Origin of the sequence: Paracoccus luteus, assembly GCF_004522155.1 — a bacterium.
Classification (GTDB): domain Bacteria; phylum Pseudomonadota; class Alphaproteobacteria; order Rhodobacterales; family Rhodobacteraceae; genus Paracoccus; species Paracoccus luteus.
This window is the reverse complement of sequence record NZ_SDEA01000004.1, coordinates 18,650-40,840: the sequence shown is the minus strand read 5'-3', so window position 1 is coordinate 40,840 and position 22,191 is coordinate 18,650. Positions and strand designations below refer to the sequence as shown.

At 70.0% G+C, this 22,191-nt stretch carries 20 protein-coding genes and 1 pseudogene; 13 read left to right on the top strand and 8 right to left on the bottom strand.

Features of this window, described 5'->3' with window-relative positions:
- The first annotated feature begins 88 nt into the window (after positions 1–88).
- Entirely contained in the window at positions 89–496 is a 408-nt protein-coding gene (locus EPA64_RS06845; protein ID WP_134725544.1) for a SufE family protein, read from the top strand.
- Between the two features lie 74 nt (positions 497–570).
- Here the strand turns inward: EPA64_RS06845 and EPA64_RS06840 are convergent, their stop codons facing one another.
- Entirely contained in the window at positions 571–1,122 is a 552-nt protein-coding gene (locus EPA64_RS06840) for a glutathione peroxidase (protein ID WP_134725543.1), read from the bottom strand.
- Complete coding sequence (mnmA, locus tag EPA64_RS06835) at positions 1,119–2,282, bottom strand: tRNA 2-thiouridine(34) synthase MnmA (RefSeq protein ID WP_167626613.1); 1,164 nt, start codon at positions 2,280–2,282, stop codon at positions 1,119–1,121. Before mnmA ends, EPA64_RS06840 begins: the two co-directional genes overlap by 4 nt.
- Before the next feature lie 166 nt (positions 2,283–2,448).
- Between mnmA and sciP the strand changes: the two genes are divergently transcribed.
- The 4 genes from sciP (at position 2,449) to recG (ending at position 7,988) form a co-directional block, all read left to right on the top strand.
- Entirely contained in the window at positions 2,449–2,733 is a 285-nt protein-coding gene (sciP, locus tag EPA64_RS06830) for a CtrA inhibitor SciP (protein WP_134725542.1), read from the top strand.
- Between the two features lie 84 nt (positions 2,734–2,817).
- A complete protein-coding gene (gene ctrA / locus EPA64_RS06825; RefSeq protein WP_134725541.1) occupies positions 2,818–3,537 on the top strand; it encodes a response regulator transcription factor CtrA in 720 nt (239 codons plus the stop codon).
- Positions 3,538–3,804: 267 nt separating this feature from the next.
- On the top strand, positions 3,805–5,898 hold the full coding sequence (gene ligA / locus EPA64_RS06820) for an NAD-dependent DNA ligase LigA (protein ID WP_134725749.1): 2,094 nt from the start codon (positions 3,805–3,807) through the stop codon (positions 5,896–5,898).
- A complete protein-coding gene (gene recG, locus EPA64_RS06815) occupies positions 5,874–7,988 on the top strand; it encodes an ATP-dependent DNA helicase RecG (protein WP_134725540.1) in 2,115 nt (704 codons plus the stop codon). The genes ligA and recG overlap by 25 nt, the downstream gene beginning before the upstream one ends.
- 298 nt (positions 7,989–8,286) lie before the next feature.
- Here the strand turns inward: recG and EPA64_RS06810 are convergent, their stop codons facing one another.
- Positions 8,287–8,715 carry an iron-sulfur cluster assembly scaffold protein gene (locus tag EPA64_RS06810; RefSeq protein WP_134725539.1) on the bottom strand — a complete coding sequence of 143 codons (429 nt, stop codon included), beginning with the start codon at positions 8,713–8,715 and terminating at the stop codon, positions 8,287–8,289.
- An 87-nt stretch (positions 8,716–8,802) separates the two neighbouring features.
- On the opposite strand from EPA64_RS06810, the gene hisI reads away from it, so the two are divergent.
- On the top strand, positions 8,803–9,159 hold the full coding sequence (gene hisI / locus EPA64_RS06805; protein WP_134725538.1) for a phosphoribosyl-AMP cyclohydrolase: 357 nt from the start codon (positions 8,803–8,805) through the stop codon (positions 9,157–9,159).
- Here the strand turns inward: hisI and gluQRS are convergent.
- The 3 genes from gluQRS to EPA64_RS06790 all read right to left on the bottom strand — a co-directional run bounded on the left by gluQRS (position 9,156) and on the right by EPA64_RS06790 (position 12,084).
- The gene (gluQRS, locus tag EPA64_RS06800) at positions 9,156–9,992 is read right to left on the bottom strand and encodes a tRNA glutamyl-Q(34) synthetase GluQRS (protein WP_134725537.1); all 837 of its coding nucleotides are present in this window, start codon (positions 9,990–9,992) and stop codon (positions 9,156–9,158) included. The two genes, hisI and gluQRS, sit on opposite strands and share 4 nt — an antisense overlap.
- The gene (gene trmFO, locus EPA64_RS06795; protein ID WP_134725536.1) at positions 9,989–11,341 is read right to left on the bottom strand and encodes a methylenetetrahydrofolate--tRNA-(uracil(54)-C(5))-methyltransferase (FADH(2)-oxidizing) TrmFO; all 1,353 of its coding nucleotides are present in this window, start codon (positions 11,339–11,341) and stop codon (positions 9,989–9,991) included. The genes gluQRS and trmFO overlap by 4 nt, the downstream gene beginning before the upstream one ends.
- A 119-nt stretch (positions 11,342–11,460) precedes the next feature.
- Positions 11,461–12,084, bottom strand: coding sequence for a 50S ribosomal protein L25/general stress protein Ctc (locus EPA64_RS06790; RefSeq protein WP_134725535.1), 624 nt, complete (start codon positions 12,082–12,084; stop codon positions 11,461–11,463).
- Between the two features lie 157 nt (positions 12,085–12,241).
- Between EPA64_RS06790 and EPA64_RS06785 the strand changes: the two genes are divergently transcribed.
- A complete protein-coding gene (locus EPA64_RS06785; RefSeq protein ID WP_134725534.1) occupies positions 12,242–13,063 on the top strand; it encodes an alpha/beta fold hydrolase in 822 nt (273 codons plus the stop codon).
- A gap of 3 nt (positions 13,064–13,066) precedes the next feature.
- Here the strand turns inward: EPA64_RS06785 and EPA64_RS06780 are convergent.
- Positions 13,067–14,228: pseudogene (locus EPA64_RS06780) on the bottom strand (alpha-hydroxy acid oxidase).
- A gap of 12 nt (positions 14,229–14,240) precedes the next feature.
- A complete protein-coding gene (locus EPA64_RS06775; protein ID WP_134725533.1) occupies positions 14,241–14,786 on the bottom strand; it encodes a hypothetical protein in 546 nt (181 codons plus the stop codon).
- A gap of 220 nt (positions 14,787–15,006) precedes the next feature.
- Between EPA64_RS06775 and EPA64_RS06770 the strand changes: the two genes are divergently transcribed.
- The 6 genes from EPA64_RS06770 (at position 15,007) to EPA64_RS06745 (ending at position 22,071) form a co-directional block, all read left to right on the top strand.
- Positions 15,007–15,594: a TetR/AcrR family transcriptional regulator gene (locus EPA64_RS06770; RefSeq protein ID WP_134725532.1), complete on the top strand. Its 588-nt coding sequence runs from the start codon at positions 15,007–15,009 to the stop codon at positions 15,592–15,594.
- Positions 15,595–15,601: 7 nt separating this feature from the next.
- Complete coding sequence (gene dnaG, locus EPA64_RS06765) at positions 15,602–17,515, top strand: DNA primase (RefSeq protein ID WP_134725531.1); 1,914 nt, start codon at positions 15,602–15,604, stop codon at positions 17,513–17,515.
- Between the two features lie 162 nt (positions 17,516–17,677).
- Positions 17,678–19,669 (top strand): RNA polymerase sigma factor RpoD, encoded by a 1,992-nt coding sequence (gene rpoD / locus EPA64_RS06760; RefSeq protein WP_134725530.1) that lies wholly within the window; start codon positions 17,678–17,680, stop codon positions 19,667–19,669.
- An 89-nt stretch (positions 19,670–19,758) separates the two neighbouring features.
- Positions 19,759–20,175, top strand: coding sequence for a BLUF domain-containing protein (locus EPA64_RS06755; protein WP_134725529.1), 417 nt, complete (start codon positions 19,759–19,761; stop codon positions 20,173–20,175).
- Positions 20,176–20,290: 115 nt separating this feature from the next.
- A complete protein-coding gene (locus EPA64_RS06750; protein WP_134725528.1) occupies positions 20,291–21,682 on the top strand; it encodes a DNA recombination protein RmuC in 1,392 nt (463 codons plus the stop codon).
- A 50-nt stretch (positions 21,683–21,732) separates the two neighbouring features.
- Entirely contained in the window at positions 21,733–22,071 is a 339-nt protein-coding gene (locus EPA64_RS06745; protein WP_134725527.1) for a hypothetical protein, read from the top strand.
- Positions 22,072–22,191: the final 120 nt, after the last annotated feature.

The window sequence follows — 22,191 nt, the reverse complement described above, 5'->3', positions numbered from 1 at the left end:
GCCCGGAAGGGGGCGCTTTGACGTTGCGGCGCCAAGGCGTTATCCCCGGCATCTGCGACGCGCCGCCGCAAGGATGAAAGGACGCGAGATGGCCACCCCCGCCTTCGAGGATATCGCCGATACCTTTGCCTTTCTGGACGATTGGGAGGATCGCTACCGCCACGTCATCGAACTGGGCCGCGCGATGGCGCCGATGGACCCGGCGCTGCAGGTGCCCGCCACCAAGGTCGAGGGTTGCGCAAGCCAGGTCTGGATCATGCCCCGGATCGAGGGCGGCAGGTTCGATTTCCAGGGCGACAGCGACGCGCTGATCGTGCGCGGGCTGATCGCGGTGCTGCACGCGCTGTATTCCGGCCTGCCGGTCGAACAGGTGGCCGACGTGGACGCCCCCGCGGAACTGGCGCGGCTGGGACTGGACGCGCATCTGTCGGCGCAGCGGTCGAACGGGGTCCGGGCGATGGTGGGGCGCATCCGCGACGTGGCGGCTGCGGCCTGACCCCGGACGCCAGACGCCGCGTTGCGGGCCGCTGGTGCGGATGACTGCGCCGCCGTTTCAACGGGTGGTCGCTGCTATCCTGCGGATGCGGCCAGCGCCTCGTCGATGGCGGACAGCAGCCGCGGGTCGTCTGCCGTGACCTCGGGCGCAAAGCGGCCCATCACCCGGCCATCGCGCCCGATCAGGAACTTCTCAAAGTTCCACAGCACCTCGGGCGCCGAGGTCGTGGCATAGCCGCGATCGGCCATCCGCTTGCGCATGGGACCATCGCCCTCGGCCTGCGGGCGGGCGGCGATCAGCGTGGCGTAAAGCGGATGCTTGTCCGTGCCCGTGACAGGCGTCTTGGCGGCAAGCGGAAAGGTGACGTCATAGGTCGTGGCGCAGAAATCCGCGATCTCGGCATCGGTGCCGGGTTCCTGGCCCAGAAAATCGTTCGACGGCACGCCGATGACGCGCAACCCGGCAGCCTGCCGGTCCCGCCACAGCCGTTCGAGGCCCGCATATTGCGGCGTCAGGCCGCATTTCGACGCCACGTTGACCAGCAGCACGACCTGGCCCCGCAGATCGGCCAGCGTCAGGTCCGCCCCGTCGTTCATCCGCAGGGGGATGCTGTCCGCCTTGCTCATCGCCGCACCTCTTTCGCCGTGATCCAGCCGCCGCCAAGAACGCGCGTGGCGCCGGGTTCATAGAAGACGCAGGCCTGGCCGGGGCTGACGCCTTCCTCGGGGGTCAACAGCTCGACATGCGCGGTCGCCGGGCCGGTCGGCCGCAGCAGGGCGGGGACCGGCGGGCGGGTCGAGCGGACCCGGACCGCGATGCTGCGTTCGGTCGCGTCGGTCAGCGCGCCGTCGCCCAGCCAGTTGACCTCGGCCACGGGGATCACGCGCGTCGCCAGCGCCTCGCGCGGGCCGACGACGACGTGGCGCGCGTCGGGGTCAAGGCGCACGACGTAAAGCGGCGTGTCCAGCCCGCCGATGCCCAGGCCCCGGCGCTGGCCGATGGTATAGTGGATGACGCCGCGATGGGTGCCCAGCACGCGCCCGTCCATGTCCACGATCTCGCCCGGATCGGCCGCGCCGGGTCGCAGCTTTTCGATCACCGCCGCATAATCGCCGTCGGGGACGAAGCAGATGTCTTGGCTGTCGGGCTTGTCGGCCACCGCCAGCCCGTGGGCGCCCGCAAGGGCGCGGGTCTCGGCCTTGCTGGCCAGTCCGCCCAGCGGAAAGCGCAGGAACTCCAGCTGTTCGCGGGTGGTCGAGAACAGGAAATAGCTTTGATCGCGGTTGGGATCGGCGGCGGAATGCAGTTCCGCGCCGTCCGGCCCGTCCAGCCGGCGGATATAATGTCCCGTGGCCATGCAGTCGGCGTCCAGCTCGCGCGCGGTTTGCAGCAGGTCGCGGAACTTTACGCGTTCGTTGCAGCGGATGCAGGGCACCGGCGTCGCGCCCGCCAGATAGGCGTCGGCGAATTCGTCGATCACCGATTCGCGAAAGCGGTTTTCGTAATCAAGAACGTAATGCGGGATGCCGATCCGTTCGGCCACGCGGCGCGCGTCGTGGATGTCCTGCCCGGCGCAGCAGGCACCCTTTTTCTTCAGCGCCGCGCCGTGGTCGTAAAGCTGCAGCGTGACGCCGATGACGTCATAGCCCTCGGCCTTCAGCATCGCGGCCACGACAGAGCTGTCGACGCCGCCCGACATGGCCACGACGACGCGGGTTTCTGCGGCGGGCTTGGCAAAGCCCAGCGAGTTGACGGCAAAAGCCGCCGGAGGGGTCTGAACGGTCACGGGCGATCCAGCCTTGCGGCAGTGGCGGCGCGGGGTTTGCGCGGCAATTGCCGAAAAATATAGGAAAACAGGGGCAAAACACAAGCCGCGGGCGACCGGCCGTTGACCGGGGGTTAAGCCGTTTGTGGCAAACGGTTTTCGTGGTCTATGCCTGAAGGGGGTGGAAATGTTCGTCAGGAAAACAGCAGGTCCGCGGACGGCGACGCTGCCCGACGGCACGATCCTGACGCTGGCCGATCTGCCCGCGGTGGACGCGCGCTGGATCGCGCGCCGCAAGGCGATCGTCGTGCGCGCCATCCAGCACGGCCTGCTGACGCGTGAACAGGCGCTGCAACGATACGGGCTGACCGACGAGGAGTTGGACGGCTGGGCCGACGCCGTGCAGCGCCACGGGCTGGCCGGGCTGAAGGTGACGGCCCTGCAACGCTTTCGCGCGCCCGCACAACTGTAACGCGAATTATGTTGACCCGTTCACCAGATGTTAACCAATCGTCCGCAAAGGTCGGAAGCACAACGACTATCGGAGGGACGACCCATGCGGATCTTGCTGGTCGAGGATGATCCGACCACCGCGCGCAGCATCGAATTGATGCTGCTGCACGCCAGTTTCAACGTCTATCTGACCGACATGGGCGAGGAAGGCGTCGATCTGGCCAAGCTTTACGACTATGACCTGATCCTGCTGGATCTGGACCTGCCCGACATGAACGGGATGGAGGTGCTGCGCCAGATCCGCATGTCGCGCATCGACACGCCGACCCTGATCCTGACGGGCGCGGACGACACCGAGATCAAGCTGCGCGGTTTCGGCTTTGGCGCGGACGACTACATGACCAAGCCCTTCCATCGCGAGGAGCTGGTCGCCCGCATCCAGGCCATCATCCGCCGGTCCAAGGGCCACAGCCAGGCCGTCATCCGCACGGGCCGCATGCTGGTCAACATCGACGCCCGCTCGGTCGAGGTGGACGGGCGCGCGGTCAACCTGACGGGCAAGGAATACCAGATCCTCGAACTGCTCAGCCTGCGCAAGGGCACGACCCTGACGAAAGAGATGTTCCTGAACCATCTTTACGGCGGCATGGACGAGCCGGAACTGAAGATCATCGACGTGTTCATCTGCAAGCTGCGCAAGAAACTGGCCGAGGCGATGGGCGGGGAAAGCCACATCGAGACGGTCTGGGGCCGCGGCTATGTCCTGCGCGATCCGCAGGACACGCCCGCGATCCATGCCGAGCGGCTTGCCGTCGGGGCCTGAGCGGAGCCGACCGGACGGCGGCGACTTGAGGGCGGCGGCTGGACAAGCGCAGCCGCCGCTCGCTATCACCGCGGTGACGGCGCGCCGCGTGCCGCACGGCAACGTACCCGGCAGGTGAACGGCAGGACGATGGGCAGGACAGCAGACGACCGCGATCAGCCCGGTCCGGCAGCGGACGGCCAGGCCGGGCCACGTGTTGCCGAAAGCCTCACGGTGCCTGACCTGCGCGCGCCTCTGCCGCAGGACGCCGCCGCGGCCGCAACCGAGATGGCGCGGTTGGCAGGCACGGTCGCCACGGCCGACATCGATTACCACACGCTGGACGCGCCGCGGCTGAGCGATGCGGATTACGACGCGATCAAGCAGCGGCTGCGCGCCATCGAGGAGCTGTTTCCCGACCTTGCCGCCGCGGACAGCCCCACCCGCCGGGTCGGCGCCGCGCCCTCCGAGGGGTTCGGCAAGGTGCGTCATGCCCGCCCGATGCTGTCGCTGGAAAATGCCTTTGCCGCGCAGCACGTGGCCGCGTTCGTCGGCCGCATCCGCAATTTCCTGAACCTGCCCGCCGACGCGCCGCTTTGGTTCACGGCCGAGCCCAAGATCGACGGGCTGTCGCTGTCGCTGCGCTACGAACGCGGCGATCTGGTCCAGGCCGCCACCCGCGGCGACGGCACCACCGGCGAAAACGTCACGGCGAACGCCCTGACCATCGCCGATATCCCCCGCCGCCTGACCGGCGCCCCCGATCTGATCGAGGTGCGCGGAGAGGTCTATATGGCGCACGACGATTTTGCCCGCCTGAACGCCTCGGGCACCGACCGCGTCTTTGCCAACCCCCGCAACGCCGCCGCGGGATCGCTGCGCCAGCTTGACGCGCAGGTGACGCGCCGCCGGCCGCTGCGGTTCTTTGCCTATGGCTGGGGAGAGCTTTCCGCGCCCTTGGCCGACACGCAATCGGGCGCCGTGGCCCGGCTGGCGGCGCTGGGGTTTCCCGTCAATCCGCTGACCAGCGTCGCCGCGAGCCTCGACCAGATGCTGGCCGCCTGGGCCGACATCGAGCAGCGCAGGGCGACGCTGGGCTATGACATCGATGGTGTCGTCTACAAGCTGGACGATCTGGCGCTGCAGGCGCGGCTGGGGTTCCGGTCCACCACGCCCCGCTGGGCACTGGCGCACAAGTTCCCGGCCGAACTGGCGTGGACGCGCCTTGACCGGATCGAGATCCAGGTCGGCCGCACCGGCGCGCTGTCGCCGGTCGCGCGCCTCGCGCCGGTGACGGTCGGCGGCGTCGTGGTGTCGAACGCCACCCTGCACAACGAGGATTACATCGCCGGCCGCGATTCCCGCGGCAGCCTCATCCGCGAGGGGCGTGACATCCGCGAAGGCGACTGGGTGCAGATCTATCGCGCGGGCGACGTCATTCCCAAGATCGCCGACGTCGACCCGGCGCGGCGTCCCGCCGGTGCGCTGCCCTTCGCCTTTCCGACGCGCTGCCCCGACTGCGGCAGCGACGCGATCCGCGAGCCGGGCGATTCGGTGCGCCGCTGCACGGGGGGGCTGGCCTGCCCGGCGCAGGCGGTCGAAAGGCTGCGCCATTTCGTTTCGCGCAACGCCTTTGACATCGAAGGGCTGGGAACCCGGCAGGTCGAGGCGTTCTGGTCCGCCGGCTGGCTGCGCGAACCTGCCGACATCTTTACCCTTGCCCGCGACCACGAAGGCGACCTGCGCGCGGCCGAGGGCTGGGGTGATAAATCGGTCGCGAACCTGCTGGCCGCGATCGAGGATCGGCGCGCCATCCCGTTGGCACGATTGATCTTTGCCTTGGGTATCCGTCACGTGGGCGAGGTCGCGGCCGCCGTCCTCGCGCGTCATTTCGGCAGCTGGCCCGCCTTCCTGGCCGCCGTAGACGGCGCCGGCGCCGAACCCGCCACCCACGCGCCCGACGACCGGACGCGGCGCGCGGCACTGGCGGCCAGCCCGTGCTGGGCGGAACTGTCCAGCATCGACGGCATCGGCCCGGTCCTCGTGCGCGAACTGGTCACCGCCTTTCAGCAGCCGGGCGAACGGGCGCTGATCGACCGGCTGATCGCGCAGCTCGACATCCAGCCGGACGCCGGCCCGGTGCAGGCCGACACCGCCATCGCCGGGCTGACGATCGTGTTCACCGGCACGCTGGAACGCATGACGCGGGCCGAGGCCAAGGCCCGCGCCGAGGCGATGGGGGCCCGCGTCGCAGGGTCCGTCTCGGCGAAAACCGACATCGTCGTGGCCGGGCCGGGGGCGGGGTCCAAGGCGAAAAAGGCGGCCGACCTGGGGGTGCGCGTCATCGACGAAGACGAATGGCTGGCGATCGCGACGGGCTGACCCCGCCGCGGGGCCGGCCGCCGGTGCTGTTTCCGCTGTTTGCGGCGGCCGACACCTTGCCTGGCGTCGGTGCCAAGGCGGCGGAATCGCTGGCCGCGCTGGGGATCACCCGGCCGCGCGATTTGCTGTTCCACCTTCCCGCCGCGGGCATCCCCCGGCGGGCCGTCGCGCGGCTGGCCGACCTGCGCCCGCCCGAGACCGCGACCGCGACCGTGACCGTCCAGCGCCACATCGCGCCCGCGCAACGCGGCCGACCTTGGCGCGTCGTCTGCACCGACGGCACCGGCGATCTGACGCTGGTCTTTTTCCACGCCCGCCAGCAGTGGATCGAATCGCAGCTGCCGCTGGGGCAGTCCTGCGTCGTGTCGGGCAAGGTCGAGCTGTTCGACGGCATGGCCCAGATGGTGCATCCCGACCATATCCTGCGGCCCGCCGACCCGCCGCCCCCGGCGTTCGAGCCGGTGTATCCGCTGGCCGGGACGCTGACCCAGCGCATTCTGTCGCGTGCCGCCGCCGCCGCCCTTGACCGCGCCCCCGCGTTGCCCGAATGGATCGACCCCGCCCTGAAGTCACGCGAAGGCTGGCCCGACTGGACCGTGGCGCTGGCTGCCGCGCACGCGCCTGCGGGGCTGGACGACCTGTCGCCGCATGCGCCGGTCCGGGCGCGGCTGGCCTATGACGAGCTGCTGGCCCATCAGCTGACCCTTGCCCTTGTCCGCCGCGACCGGCGGCGCGCGGCGGGCCGCGTCTCGGCCGGCGACGGACGGTTGCGCGACCGCGTGCTTGCCGCGCTGCCCTGGCCGCCGACGGGCGCGCAACGCCGCGCGGTGGACGAGATCGCGGCCGACATGGGGACGCCCCACCGCATGAACCGCCTGCTGCAGGGGGACGTCGGGTCGGGCAAGACGCTGGTCGCCATGTTGGCGCTGTCGATCGCGGTCGAGGCAGGCGGTCAGGGCGTCCTGATGGCGCCGACCGAAATCCTCGCCCGGCAGCATCTGGCGGCGCTGCTGCCGTTGGCCGAGGCGGCGGGCATCCGCGTCGCCCTGCTGACCGGCCGCGACAAGGGCGACGGGCGCGAGCAGGTGCTGGCCGATCTGGCGGCCGGGCTGATTCACATCCTGGTCGGCACCCATTCCGTTTTCCAGCCCGGCGTGGTCTTCGACGACCTGCGGCTGGCGGTGATTGACGAACAGCACCGCTTCGGCGTGGCCCAAAGGGTCGAGCTGGGCGCCAAAGGCGACCGGCCCGACATGCTGGTCATGACCGCGACGCCCATCCCGCGCAGCCTGGCGCTGGCGCAATACGGCGACATGGACCTGTCGGTGCTGGATGAAAAGCCGCCGGGGCGGCAGCCGATCGTGACCACCGCGCTGCCGGACGGGCGGATGGATGACGTGGTGGCGCGGCTGGATGCTGCGTTGTCGCGCGGCGCGCGCGCCTATTGGGTCTGCCCCCTGGTCGAGGAAAGCGAAGCCGTCGATCTGACCGCCGCCGAGGCGCGTTTTCAGGCGCTGCGCGCGCGGTTCGGCGACAGGGTCCGGCTGATCCACGGCCAGATGCCGCCCGATCAGCGCGACGCCGCGATGGCCGATTTCGCCGCGGGCCGCGCGCAGCTGCTGGTGGCGACCACCGTGATCGAGGTCGGCGTGAACGTCCCCGAGGCGACGATCATGGTGATCGAGCGGGCCGAAAGCTTTGGCCTCGCGCAGTTGCACCAGCTGCGCGGCCGGGTGGGCCGGGGCAGCGCGCCGTCCAACTGCCTGCTGCTGTATCACGAGCCGCTGTCGGACGCGGGCCGCCGCCGCCTGCAGATCCTGCGCGACAGCGACGACGGGTTCCGCATCGCCGAGGAGGATCTGGCGATGCGGGGCGCGGGCGACGTGATCGGCACGGCGCAATCGGGGCTGCCCCGGTTCCGCGTCGCGGACCTGGAACGGCAGGCCGACCTGATGGAACTGGCCCGGCAGGATGCCCGCGCGCTGCTGGAAACCGACCCGCAGCTGGCGTCGGATCGCGGCCGCGCCGTGCGGACGCTGCTGTGGCTGATGGAACAGGACCGCGCGATTCGCCTTATGTCGGCAGGCTGACGTGAATGTTCTTAAAAAGTTCTTTACTCCAGTCGCCCGTTGTGAGAACAAAATGGCAACAGCATTCAAGAGGCCGCGCCATGAACCCTCTCTCACCCTTGCCCGATGCGCTTGCCGACGTGCTTGGCGTCGCGGCCATTTGCGCCGCGACCATTGCCGCGCTGTGGCTGCCGGCGCTGGTCGGCGCCTGAACCCGTTCTGCCCCGCGTTGCCCCCGCGATCCCGCCTGGTCGCGAACCGCCGTTCCCCGGCAATGGTCACGCGCAACTGGCCGGCCCGTCCCCCGGGCCGGCCTTTTTCATGCGCCGGCGGCCTCGGCCGCGGCCTCCCACGCCAGCATGATCGAGGCGTGGCGATTGGGGAAATCACGTGCGGGCGTCAGCGCCTCGGCCCCGGCAAAGGGGCCGCCCGGCGCCGGGCCGCCCTCGCGCAGCATGGACTGCAGGCTGTTGCGGGCGGCGGCAAGTTCGGCGGGCGTGCGTCCGATCACAGCCGCCCCCAGCACCGCGGCCGAGGCCTGACCCAGGGCGCAGGCCCGCACCTCTTGCGCGAAATCCGTGACACGTCCGTCCTGCAGCGTGACATGGGCCGTAATCGTGGACCCGCATTGCGGCGACCGCCGCGTGGCGACGCCCGTCGGCTGCGCCAGCCGGCCCAGATGCGGAATGTCCGCCGCCAGCGCCAGCAGGCGGCGCGAATACAGCGCCATCAGGTCGTCGTCGGCCATTGCGGTTCCTTCGGCTTGGTCGCGCCGCTGCTTTCCCGGCGCGCCTTGCCCCGTTAGATAGGTGCGACGTCACGAAAGGAAAACCCGATGTTCGACCTCGCCAGCCTGCGTTTCGATGGCAATGGCCTGATCCCGGCCATCGCGCAGGACCATGCCACGGGCGAGGTGCTGATGATGGCGTGGATGAACATCGACGCGGTGCGGAAAACGCTGGAAGGGCCGTTCGTAACCTATTGGTCCAGATCGAGACAATCGTTCTGGGTCAAGGGCGAAACCTCGGGCCACACCCAGCGGCTGGTCGAGATGCGGGTCGATTGCGACCGCGACTGCCTGCTGCTGCGGGTCGATCAGGCGGGCCCCGCGTGCCACACCAACCGGCGGACCTGCTTTTATACCGCCATCCGCCAGGGGGCCGAGGTCGTGTTGATGGCGCCGGAAGCCTAAAGCCCCACCATTGCGGCCACGTCGGCAGGCGTGGCGCCCTGGGTCCGATACAGGCTGATGGCGCGGGCGTCGTCGCGCTTGGCCAGGCGCTTGCCCGCAGCGTCGCGGATCAGCCGATGATGATGATAAAGCGGCCGACCGTATCCGAGAAGGCTTTGAAGAAGAGCGTGGATATAGGTTGAGTCGAAAAGATCTTTCCCCCTTGTCACAAGGGTGATCCCCTGTGCGGCGTCGTCCACGACCACCGACAGATGATAGCTTGTGCCGATGCCGCGGCGCGCCAGAACCACGTCGCCGATACCGCCGAGAAAGTCGTCGGCACCCAGACGGTGTTCGTAACCCGGCATGACCGCCTGATCGAAGAAACCCACGCCGTCGGCGCCCAGATGGTGGAACGCCCGCGCGACGTCCAGCCTGATCGCGTCGTCCGGCCCCGCATCGGCCATCGCGCGCCCGCGGCAGGTGCCGGGATAGACTGGACCGTCCGGGCCCGTCGCGCCTTCTTGCGGGGCGGACAGCGCCGCGGCGATGTCGGCGCGCCGGCAGCGGCAGGGATAGGTCAGGCCCACGTCCGCCAGCCGGTCCAGCGCCGCGCGATAGGCGGGCAGCCGGTCGGACTGGCGCATCACCGGCTGCGGCCAGTCCAGCCCCAGCCAGCGCAGGTCATCCATGATCGCGGCCTCCCACTCCGGGCGGCAGCGGCTGCGGTCGATGTCCTCGATCCGCAGCAGGAACTGGCCGGGGTCGGCCAGTCGCGCGGCGGTCAGCGCCGCAAAAGCATGGCCCAGGTGCAGCGGCCCGGTGGGCGAGGGCGCAAACCGCGTGCGGATCACGCCTGCAGCGTCGCTTGGGCGGCGAGCCACGCGCTGAAATCCTGCTTGGCGCGGTCGGTATAGGCCGGATAGCGCGCGGCGCGGCCGCGGCGGCCGCCCTTGGCCTCGACCGGGGGGAACAGGCCGAAGTTCACGTTCATCGGCTGAAAGGTCTTTGCCTCGGCGCCGCCGGTGATGTGGTGGACCAGCGCCCCCATTGCGGTCGTGCCGGCGGGGGGCGGCAGGTCGCGCCCCAGTGCCTCGGCCGCGGCCATCCGGCCGGCCAGCAGGCCCATCGCGGCGCTTTCGACATAACCTTCCACCCCAGTGACTTGCCCGGCAAAGCTGAGGTTCTGTCTGGACCGCAGGCGCAGCCGTTCGTCCAGCAGCGTGGGCGAGTTCAGGAAGGTGTTGCGGTGGATGCCCCCCAGTCGGGCAAAGCTGGCGTTCTGCAGGCCCGGTATCATGCGGAACACCTGGGTCTGCGCCCCGTATTTCATCTTGGTCTGGAAGCCGACGATATTGTACAGCGTCCCCAGCGCGTTATCGCGGCGAAGTTGCACCACTGCATAAGGTTTCCGGGCCGGGTCGTGGGCGTTCGTCAGTCCCACCGGCTTCATCGGGCCGTGGCGCAGGGTCTCGCGGCCGCGCTCGGCCATGACCTCGATGGGCAGGCAGCCGTCGAAATAGCCGGCGGTCTCGCCCTCGCGGAACTCGGTCTTGTCGGCGGCCAGCAGCGCGTCGATGAACGCATCGTATTCGGCGCGCGTCATCGGGCAGTTGATATAGGCGGTCCGCTCGTCCTCGGTCTCGCCCTTGTCATAGCGCGACTGCCGCCAGGCCACGCCCATGTCGATCGTCTCGGCGTGGACGATGGGGGCGATCGCGTCAAAGAACGCCAGCGCCTCGGCCCCCGTGGCCGCGCGGATCGACTGCGCCAGCGCGTCCGACGTCAGCGGGCCGGTCGCCACGATCCAGCGCCCCGCGGTCGGCAGGTCGGTGATTTCGCCGGGGACGATCGTGACCAGCGGCTCGGCCCGCAAGGCAGCGGTCACGTCGGCGGAGAATGCGTCGCGGTCCACGGCCAGCGCTCCGCCCGCGGGCAGCTTGTGGCGGTCGGCCATCGCCATGATCAGCCCGCCCGCCGCGCGCATTTCCCAGTGCAGCTGGCCCACGGCGTTCATCACGTCGTCATCGGACCGGAAGCTGTTGGAACAGACCATCTCGGCGCAGTCGCCGGTGCGGTGGGCAAAGGTGCCGACGGCGGGGCGCATCTCGTGCAGGATGGCGGGAACGCCCGCGCGGGCGAGCTGCCAGGCGGCCTCGGACCCGGCAAGGCCGGCGCCGATGATATGGACGGGTTCGGTCATCGGGGCGGTCTAGCAGCCCGGCGCGGCGCGCGAAAGGGCGGGCGCCACGGTCAGGAGCGGCACGGAAAAGGGCGGCGCCCTGCGGCGCCGCCCCGATCATGTCGGCACATGCGGCCGGATCACGCCTCGGCGGGTGCGGCCTCGGCCTCATCCTCGTTGTCGGCCGACCGCAGGCCCGAGGGCGCGGCGATGTTGGCGATGACGAAGTTGCGGTCGATGGTCGGCTTGGCGCCGGCCGGCAGCTGGACGTCCTGGATGTGGATCACGTCGCCGATCTTCTTGCCGGCCAGGTCCACCGTGATGTGGTCGGGGATGTCCGACGCGGTCACCATCAGCTCGACCTCGGGGCGGACGACGACCAGCGTGCCGCCGCGCTTGAGGCCGGGGGCATCCTCGTGGTTGACGAAGTCCACGTGGATGAACAGGTTCACCCGCGTGTTGCGGTGCAGGCGCATGAAGTCGATGTGCGTCGGCAGGTCTTTCACCACGTCACGCTGGACGCCGCGGCAGACGACGCGGACATCGTCCTGGCCGTCCATCTTCAGGTTGAACAGCGTCGACATGAACCGGCCTGCGCGCAGGCGGGTCAGCAGCGGGTTGAAGTCGAGCTGGATCGGCGTCGGCTCTTTGCCGTCGCCGTAAACGATGCCGGGCACCTTGCCATTGCGGCGAGCTTGACGGGCGGCCCCCTTGCCTGTCCCCGTGCGTGCCTCGGCCACCAGATCTGGGATCTCTTTGGCCATGTTGTATTCCTTTCAGGTTGCGACCGGCCATCCTCCAAGGGTGCATGACCGGAAGCGTGGCCCATAGCCGAAAGCGGCGCATTTGTGAAGGGGGCGGGGATGGACCCCGTCGGCCGCCTGCGGCGTTGGCCGGGCAGCGAACGAACAGGAGGTGGCGATGACCCGCGTGACGACCAGCGACGATGTGGAACTGTATGTCAAGGACTGGGGGCAGGGGCGGCCGGTGGTGCTGATCCATGGCTGGCCCCTGAACGCCGACGCATGGGAAGAGCAGGCCCAGGCGCTGGTCGAGGCCGGTTACCGCGTCGTCAGCTATGACCGGCGCGGGTTCGGACGCTCGGCGCAGCCTGCGGCGGGCTATGACTATGACACGCTGGCCGACGACATGGCCGCCGTGATGAACGCCCGCGGCCTGACCGACGCGGCGCTGGTCGGGTTTTCAATGGGCGGGGGCGAGGTCGCCCGCTATATGTCGCGGCACGGGGGCCGGGGCGTGTCGCGGGTGGCGTTCATCTCGTCGGTGGTGCCGGGGGTGGTGCAGTCCGACGCCAACCCTGACGGGGCGCCGGGCGCCGTGCTGGACGAGATGAAGGCCGGCATCCGCGCCGACCGGCCGGCGTTCTTTCGCGATTTCATTCCCGGTTTTTATGGGATGGGATGGGTGAAAAAGCCGGTCAGCCAGGCGGTGGTGGACTGGACATGGGGCATGGCGATGATGGCCAGCCCCATTGCCACCATCGCCTGCGTGGATGCGTTCGGGCGCACGGATTTCACCGGCGATGTCGGCGCCATCGGGTGCCCGGCGCTGATCGTGCACGGGACCGCCGACCAGAACGTGCCGATCAAGGCCACCGGCGCGCGGCTGGCCGGGATGCTGCCGCAGGCCACCTATCGGGAATACGACGGCGCGCCGCATGGCATCCCGGCGACCCATGCGCAGGATCTGAACCGCGACCTGCTGGAGTTCCTGCGCGCCTAGGCGTCAGGCGTATTCGGTGGCCCATTCGGTCGGCACCAGCACATTGTGCCGGCCGACATTGCCGATGTCGCGTTCGCCGCACAGCGCCATCGAGACGTCCAGCTCCTTGCGGATCACCTCGATCGCGGCGGTGACGCCCGCCTCGCCCATCGCGCCCAGGCCGTGGATATAGGCGCGGCCGATCCAGGTCGCATGCGCCCCAAGTGCGATGGCCTTCAGCACGTCCTGACCCGACCGGATGCCGCTGTCGAGGTGGATTTCCACCCGGTCGCCGACCGCCGCCACGATCTCGGGCAGCATGCGGATCGACGACAGCGCCCCGTCCAGCTGGCGGCCGCCGTGGTTGCTGACCACGATGGCGTCGGCCCCGAAATCGGCCGCGATGCGCGCGTCCTCGGCGTCAAGGATGCCTTTCAGGATCAGCTTGCCGCCCCACAGGTCGCGGATGCGGGCGATCTTGGTCCAGTCAAGCTGCGGGTCGAACTGCTCGGCCGTCCAGCTGGCAAGGTTCGCGGTATCCGTTACGCCCTTGGCGTGGCCCACGATGTTGCCGAAGAACCGACGCTTGGTCTGCAGCATCTCGATGCCCCAGCGCCAGCGGGTGGCAAGGTCGGCGATGGACGAGGGCGTCAGCTTGGGCGGCGCGGACAGGCCGTTCTTCAGATCCTTGTGGCGCTGGCCAAGGATCTGCAGGTCCAGTGTCAGCACCAGCGCGGAGCAGTTGATCGCGCGCGCGCGCGATGATCCCCTCAAGAAAGTCCTGATCCTTCATGACGTAAAGCTGGAACATGAAGGGCTGGGTGGTGTGGGCCGCCACATCCTCCAGCGAACAGATCGACATCGTGGACAGGCAGAAGGGAATGCCCGCCTTTTCCGCCGCCCGCGCCGCCTTGATCTCGCCGTCCGCGTTCTGCATCCCGGTCAGCCCGACCGGTGCCAGCGCGACCGGCATGGACACCGGCATCCCGACCATCTCGCTGGCCAGTGTCCTGCCTGACATGTCGACCGCAACCTTCTGGCGCAGGCGGATTTTCTGGAAATCCGTCGTGTTCTCGCGGAAGGTCTGCTCGGTATAGCTGCCGGATTCCGCATAGTCATAGAACATCCGCGGCGTGCGCGCGCGGTGCATGCGCTTCAGATCCTCGATGCAGGTGATGACGGGCATGGTCTGAACTCCCTAGGGCGCGCGGGGATTTGGCTGATCCGTCCCCGGATTGCAACGGCTTGCCGCGGCGTCCGCGGTGCCCGGCGGGCAGGCTGGCTGGCCCGCGACGGGGCGTTCCGACAGTGCCCGCGCGCGGTCCCGCAGCGCCTGCGCGCGGGCGGCGGTCGCGGCCTCTGGCGGGGCCACGGGCGTCGCGGCGGATGTCGCGGCAGAGGTCGGGCCTTGCGGCAGTTCGGTCGCGGCCAGCGCATCCGCCCGCGTCCGCAGCGCGCGGGCGCGCCCGGCCAGCGCGTCCGCGTCCGCCACCGGTCCCCGCGCATCCCCGGCGCGGGCCGCCGCCTCAGCCCGGCGGGCCTGCAGCGCCGCGCCCACCGCCTGCGGATCGGCGGCGGCGTCCTGGGCATGGGCGGGGATCGCGGGGGGGCGGTTCAGTTCCGACAGCGGCAGCAGGCGGGGATAGGCGGCGTCGTCCTGCCCGCAGCCCGACAGCGCCAGCACCGCCGCCGCCACGGCGCAGGACAGGAACGGCAGGGCGCGGCGGGGTCGGGTGGGACGCATGGCGCGACGATAGGTCCGCCGGAGTGCGCGGGCAAGCGCCACGCCGGGAGTCGCAAAGATAGTCCGAAGCGGGGTCCGCCGCCTTGCGTGGGCAAGCGCCCACAGACGGACCGGCCGGCCGGAAAACACAGCGACCCCGCCGCCGGTCGGGACGCCCGCCTCGCAAACCGTCCCCCTCGGGCCTTTCGCCTTGCGGCGCGCTGCCCTAGAACCCCGCGGCATGGCCCGCACCACAGGTTCCCGCGCCGACATCACCGGCCCGCTCGTCCGTCAGGCGGCGCGGGGGCTGTTCGCGCGCCACGGCTATGCGGCCGTCACCATGCGCCAGATCGCGGCCGCCGTGGGGGTGCAGGCCGGCACGCTTTACGCCTATACCCCCGACAAGCAGGGGCTGCTGGCGGGCCTGCTGATCGAGCATATGGACCTGCTGCTGGCGGCCTGGGACGACCGTCCCGGCGATCCGCCGCTGGTCCGGCTGGAACGCTTTGCGCGCTTTCACATCGCCTATTCGCTGGACCACCCCGACGAGGTCTTCCTCAGCTATATGGAGCTTCGCAGCCTGACCCCCGAAAACCACGCCGCCGTCACCGCGCTGCGCCGCCGTTACGAGGATGCGCTGACCGCGATCCTGCGCGATGGCGCGCGCGCGGGCGTGATGCGGGTGGCCGACGCGCGACTGACGGCGATGGCGCTGATCGCCATGCTGACCGGCGTCACCAACTGGTTTCGCCAGGGCGGGCGGCTGGACCGCACGGCGGTCGCGGACCATTATTGGGGGCTTGTGCGGGGCGCGGTCGGGGCGGGATGATCGCCGCATGAGCCTGCCGCCCGGATTCCTCGACGACCTGCGCACCCGCGTTCCGATCAGCCGGATCGTGGGCCGCCGCGTGACGTGGGATCTGCGCAAGTCCAACCAGGCCAAGGGCGACTGGTGGGCCCCCTGTCCGTTCCATGCCGAGAAATCGGCGTCCTTCCATGTCGATGATCAGAAGGGATTTTATTACTGCTTCGGCTGCCAGGCCAAGGGCGACGCCTTCGGCTTTTTGCGCGAGGCCGAGGGCCTTGGCTTCATCGAGGCCGTGGCGCTGATGGCGTCCGAGGCGGGCGTGCCGATGCCCGAACGCTCGCCCCGCGAACAGGCCGCGACCGACCGCCGCGCGCAGCTGGTCGAGGTGATGGACCGGGCCGTGCGCTGGTTCCGGCTGCAGTTGCAGACCGGCGGCGGGGCTGCGGCGCGCGATTACCTGTCGGGGCGCGGGCTGGACGCCTCGGCGCTGGACCGGTTCGAGATCGGCTTTGCCCCCGACCAGCGCCAGGGGCTGCTGCGCCACTTGCTTGACGCGGGCGTCCCCGAACGGCTGGTGGTCGAGGCCGGGCTTGCCGCCAAGCCCGACGCCAACACCGGGCGCGCGGGGCGCGACGGCGGCGCGGCCTATGACCGCTTTCGCGGCCGCATCATCTTTCCCATCCGCGACGCGCGCGGGCGCTGCATTTCCTTCGGCGGGCGGGCGATGGACCCGAATGCGCGGGCCAAATACCTCAACGGCCCGGAAACGGCGCTCTTCGACAAGGGGCGCAATCTCTACAATCTCGGACCTGCCCGGTCGGCGGTCGCCAAGGGCCAGCCGCTGGTGGTGGCCGAGGGCTATATGGATGTGATCGCGCTGGTCCGCGCGGGCGTCGAGGGCGCGGTGGCCCCCCTGGGCACCGCCATCACCGAGGACCAGCTGCGCCTGATGTGGCGCGTCTCGCCGGAACCGGTCATTGCGCTGGACGGCGACGCGGCGGGGCTGCGCGCGGCGATGCGGCTGATCGACATGGCGCTGCCGCTGACCGGGCCCGGGCAGGCGCTGCGATTCGCGCTGTTGCCGGCCGGGCAAGACCCCGACGATCTGATCCGGGCGGGCGGGCCGGCCGCGATCCGTGCCGTGCTGGACCAGGCGCAACCGCTGGTGGACCTGCTGTGGCGGCGCGAGACCGAGGGGCGCGACTTCGACAGCCCCGAACGCAAGGCGGCGTTGGACCACGCGCTGGCCGAGGCGGTGGCGCGCATCCCCGACCCCGCCACGCGCGACCACTACACCCGCGAGATCAAGTCCCGCCGCTGGGCGCATTTCGCCCCCGCGCGGACGGAACGCGGCCGCTTCGTGCGCCGCGACGCGCCGCAGCCGGCGCGGCCGCAGACCCGCGCCTCGAACCTCGCCGCCGGGGACGGGGGGGAATCGCTGATCGAGGCGATGATCCTCGCGATCTGCGCCGCCCACCCCGATCTGATCGGGCAGGTCGAATCGCGGCTGGAACGGCTGGACCCGGCCGACACCGGACGCGCGGCGCTGGTCCATGACCTGCTGGCGGGCGCGTCCAGCCCCGCCGGGCGCGCCGCCCTTGACGCGATCATGGCCGATCCCCATGTCCGCGCAGCACCGGCGATCACCCGCCTGGGGGCCGGCGCGGCGGCCGCCCGGCCGATGCTGTTGAACGCGCTGGACCGGATCGAGGCGCATCGCGCCGCCCGCGACGAGATCGCCCGCGCCGAGACCGAGATCGAGGGGCTGGCCGACGAGGGCCTGACCTGGCGGGTGTCGCAGTCGGCCCGCGCGCGCCAGCAGGCCGACCACCCCGACCTGGGCGGCGACAGCGGCGTCGTGGGCGACCAGCGCTCGCTGGCCGACCAGTTCGCCGCCGCCCGCGCCCGGGCCGAGGCGCTGATGCGCAACCGCAAGGGCTGACGGGCGGCTCGGCCGTTCGACGGGGGCCGCCACGGCCCGCCCGAATCACCCGGCCCCCGCGCTTTGACCGCGGGTGCCGCCTGCACTAAAACATCCGTCAGACCGGCCCTGATTCGCGGCGAATCACCCGTGCTGCGAATCATCTTTGGAAGGACGAGCCCGATGGCCAAGGACGACGACGACAAGCCGGACGCCAAGGATGAAGACCCCTCGCTGGACATGAGCCAGGCGGCGGTCAAGCGCATGATCGCCGACGCGCGCGAGCGTGGCTATATCACCTATGACCAGCTGAACACCGTCCTGCCGCCCGAACAGGTCTCGTCCGAGCAGATCGAGGATGTGATGTCGATGCTGTCCGAAATGGGCATCAACGTCATCGAGGACGACGAGGCCGAGGAAGGCCCCGAGACCGGCGGCGAGATCGTGCCCGCCTCCACCAGCCGCGAAATCGCCGTGTCGACCACCGAGACGGAGAAGCTGGACCGCACCGATGACCCGGTGCGGATGTATCTGCGCGAGATGGGCAGCGTCGAGCTGTTGTCGCGCGAGGGCGAGATCGCCATCGCCAAGCGGATCGAGGCCGGGCGCAACACGATGATCGCGGGCCTGTGCGAAAGCCCGCTGACCTTCAAGGCCATCACCATGTGGCGCCAGGAGCTGTTGAACGAAGACATCCTGCTGCGCGACGTCATCGACCTGGAAACGACCTTTGGCCGGGCCATGGGCGAGGACGAGGACGACGAACTGCCCGTCGACCTGCCGCTGGGCGTCGCCGCCCCGTCCGATGCCGCCGAAAAGCCCGGCTGGCAGGGCGACGAGGTTGACGCGGACGGGAACCCCCTGCGCCGCGACGGCGACGAGGACGAGGACGACGACGGCCAGAACCTGTCGCTGGCCGCGATGGAGGCGAGCCTGAAGCCGCGCGTTCTTGAAACGCTGGAGGCGATCGCGCGCGACTATGAAGACCTGGCCCACATGCAGGACAACCGCATGTCGGCCACGCTGAACGAGGACGCGAGCTTTTCGGCCACCGACGAGGCCGCCTATCAGAAGCTGCGGTCCGAGATCGTCGCGCTGGTCAACGAACTGCACCTGCACAACAACCGCATCGAGGCGCTGGTCGACCAGATCTATGGCATCAACCGCCGTATCGTCACCATCGATTCCGGCATGGTCAAGCTGGCCGACGCCGCGCGGATCAATCGGCGCGAGTTCATCGACGCCTATCGCGGTTCGGAACTGGACCCGACCTGGGTCGACCGCATGGGCGGCAACAAGGGCCGGGGCTGGCAGGCGCTGTTCGACCGCTCGCGCCCCCAGGTCGAGACCCTGCGCAGCGAGATGGCGATGGTCGGCCAGCACGTCGGCGTCGATATCGAGGAGTTCCGCCGGATCGTGAACCAGGTCCAGCGCGGCGAGAAAGAGGCGCGTCAGGCCAAGAAGGAGATGGTCGAGGCGAACCTGCGGCTGGTGATCTCCATCGCCAAGAAATACACGAACCGCGGCCTGCAGTTCCTTGATCTCATTCAGGAAGGCAACATCGGCCTGATGAAGGCGGTGGACAAGTTCGAGTATCGCCGCGGCTACAAGTTCTCGACCTATGCGACCTGGTGGATCCGGCAGGCGATCACGCGCAGCATCGCGGATCAGGCGCGCACCATCCGCATCCCGGTCCACATGATCGAGACGATCAACAAGCTGGTCCGCACCGGCCGCCAGATGCTGCACGAGATCGGACGGGAACCGACGCCCGAGGAGCTGGCCGAGAAGCTGCAGATGCCGCTGGAAAAGGTTCGCAAGGTGATGAAGATCGCCAAGGAGCCGATCAGCCTTGAAACCCCCATCGGGGACGAGGAGGACAGCCAGCTTGGCGATTTCATCGAGGACAAGAACGCCGTCCTGCCGCTGGACTCGGCCATTCAGGAGAACCTGAAGGAAACCACGACGCGGGTTCTGTCGTCGCTGACCCCGCGCGAGGAACGGGTGCTGCGGATGCGTTTCGGCATAGGCATGAACACCGATCACACGCTGGAAGAGGTGGGCCAGCAGTTCAGCGTCACCCGCGAACGCATCCGCCAGATCGAAGCCAAGGCGCTGCGCAAGCTAAAGCACCCCTCGCGTTCGCGCAAGCTGCGCAGTTTCCTCGACCAGTAAGGGGACCGTCCCCCGCGTCGCGGAATCGCCGCGGCGCGGGTCATCAGGAAAGCTGTGCGAACGCCCGGTCGGGCTGGTGGGACGTGTGGATGACGGAACTGGCGCACTTCCTGTATCGCAGCGAAAGCGAGATGCCGCCCAACAGCGACGCCGCCCGCGACCTGATGGCGCAGGCGGCGCGGATCAATGGCGAACTGCACCTGACCGGCTTCCTGCACCACGAGGACGGGTTTTTCTTCCAGTGGCTCGAGGGGCCGCTGGAACCGTTGGACCTGATCGCGGGACGCCTGATGCGCGACCCGCGCCATTATGGGGTGACGACGCTTTCGCGGGACCAGCAGGCCGAACGCCGGTTCAACGGCTGGGACATGGGCTATTCCACCCGCGCGGATCGTTCGATCCTGGCATGGCTGGCCGATCACGGGGTCGCCCCCTGGGACCGGCGCGCCTATGCCGCCGGCGTCCTGTCGTTTCTGCGCGAACGCAGCGGGCAGCCCGAGGGCTGAAAGCGCCCTTGCAGCGGGCGTTGCGGTTTCGGACCAAATCAGGAACAATGCCGAAAACGGGGAAGGCTGCGGTGAAATCGGGACAGGCGAGGCAGGCTGCGGCAGGGTCCGGCGCATGACGGGGGGCGAACTGGCCGCGTTCCTGCCCGCGCAGGCGTGGGCCTTGGGTCTGGCGGCGCTGGTGCTGGCCCTGATGCTGCGGGGCATCGCGCTGCGTCGCCGCCTTGGCGGCGCGCGGGCGGGGCTGGACCAGCTGCGCATCGAGCAGGCCGCCGCGCGCGAACGGCTGGCCGCTCAGGCCACGCGCCTTGCCGAGCTGGCCGAAGAGCGCGACGGCCTGAGCGACGCGCTGCACCAGTCCCGCCAGCACGCGGGCGCCGTCGAACGCGCGCTCGACGCCGCCCGGCTCAGCGCCGCCCGCGACGCCGATCTGGCCGCGCGCGAGACCGCGGTGCTGCAAAATTTGCGCGACGACATGGCCGCCCAGTTCCGGCAGCTGGCCGACGACAGCCTGCGCCGTCAGGGTGCCGATCTGGAACGCGCCCATGCCGACCGGCTGGGCGCGCTGCTGACCCCCTTTCGCGATCAGGTCGCCCGGTTCCAGGACGAAATGCAGGCCGGCCAGCGCGCCGGGGCCGCGGCCGAGGCGGCGCTGCGCGAACAGATCGCGGGACTCGCCCGCCGGTCCGAAGAGATCGGCCGCGACGCCGTGGCGCTGACCCGCGCGCTGAAAGGCGACAAGCAGCGGCAGGGCGCCTGGGGCGAGATGATCCTGGCGCGGGTTCTGGAAACCGCCGGGCTTGTGGCGGGACAGCATTTTCGCACCCAGTCAGCCGCCCGCGACGCTGATGGCAGGCTGTGGCGGCCCGACGTTGTGGTCGACATGCCCGGCGGCCGGTCCCTGGTGATCGACGCCAAATGCTCGCTGAACGCCTATGCCGACGCCAGCGCGGCCGAGGACGACGACACCCGCGCCGCCGCCCTGCGCCGCCATGTCGCGGCGGTCCGCGCCCATGTCACGGAACTGTCGGGCCGCGGCTATCAGGCGCTGGACGCGGGCACGGTCGATTATGTCCTGATGTTCCTGCCGGTCGAGGCGGCCTTTGCCGAGGCGCTGCGCGCCGATCCCGCCCTGACCGCCTTCGCGCTGGAACGCCGGGTGGGGCTGGCCACGCCGTCCACCCTGCTGCTGGCGCTGCGGACCGTCGAACATCTGTGGACGGTCGAGCGGCGCGACCGCAACGCGGCCGAGATCGCGGCCCGCGCGGGCGCGATTTACGACAAGCTGGCGGGCGTCGTCGCCGCGCTGGACGAGGCCGGTGCCGCGCTGGACGCCGCCGCCCGCGCCCACGCCACGGCGATGGGCCGGTTGTCGCGCGGCCCCGGCAACGTCATCCGCCAGGCCGAGATGCTGCGCGAGCTGGGCGCGCGCACGACGCGGCAGATCGCGCTGGCCCATGACGATGCCCCCGCCGACGTCCCGGCCGACGCGACCGCCGCCGAGTGACGGAACCCGCGCGTCCTCTCGGCATTGGAGTGTCCAGAGCGGAGGCATCCATGAAACTGACCGATTTCCAGAAACATGCGCTGGTCGCGCTGGTCCGCAGCCGTGCGGACGGCGGCAAGCTGCACCTGACGCACGACGAGCTGGCAGAGCTGGTGGGGCAGGGCGCGAGCGCCCGCACGGTGGGCAAGGCAATGGGGCGGCTCAGCGAATGGTTCGCCAGCACCGGCCTGCCGGACGCGACGACCACCGTCATCCCGCCGGACAACGCCGGGCGTTTCCTGATGCTGCCCGCGCAGGACATCGTCGACCGCTTTGGCGGCGAGGCGGGCGCGCGCGCCGAACAGGACCGGGTGCGCGATTTCGACTGGCACGGCTGGTTGCAGTCCTGAGCAGGCAAGGCATGCTGCCCGCCGGGTATAGCAGCCCGGCCACAGCGCATATAGGGGCCGCACAGGCCCGCTACCCAAGGACGCGGCGCGATGTATAGTGGCTGTGGATCAATCGGGGGC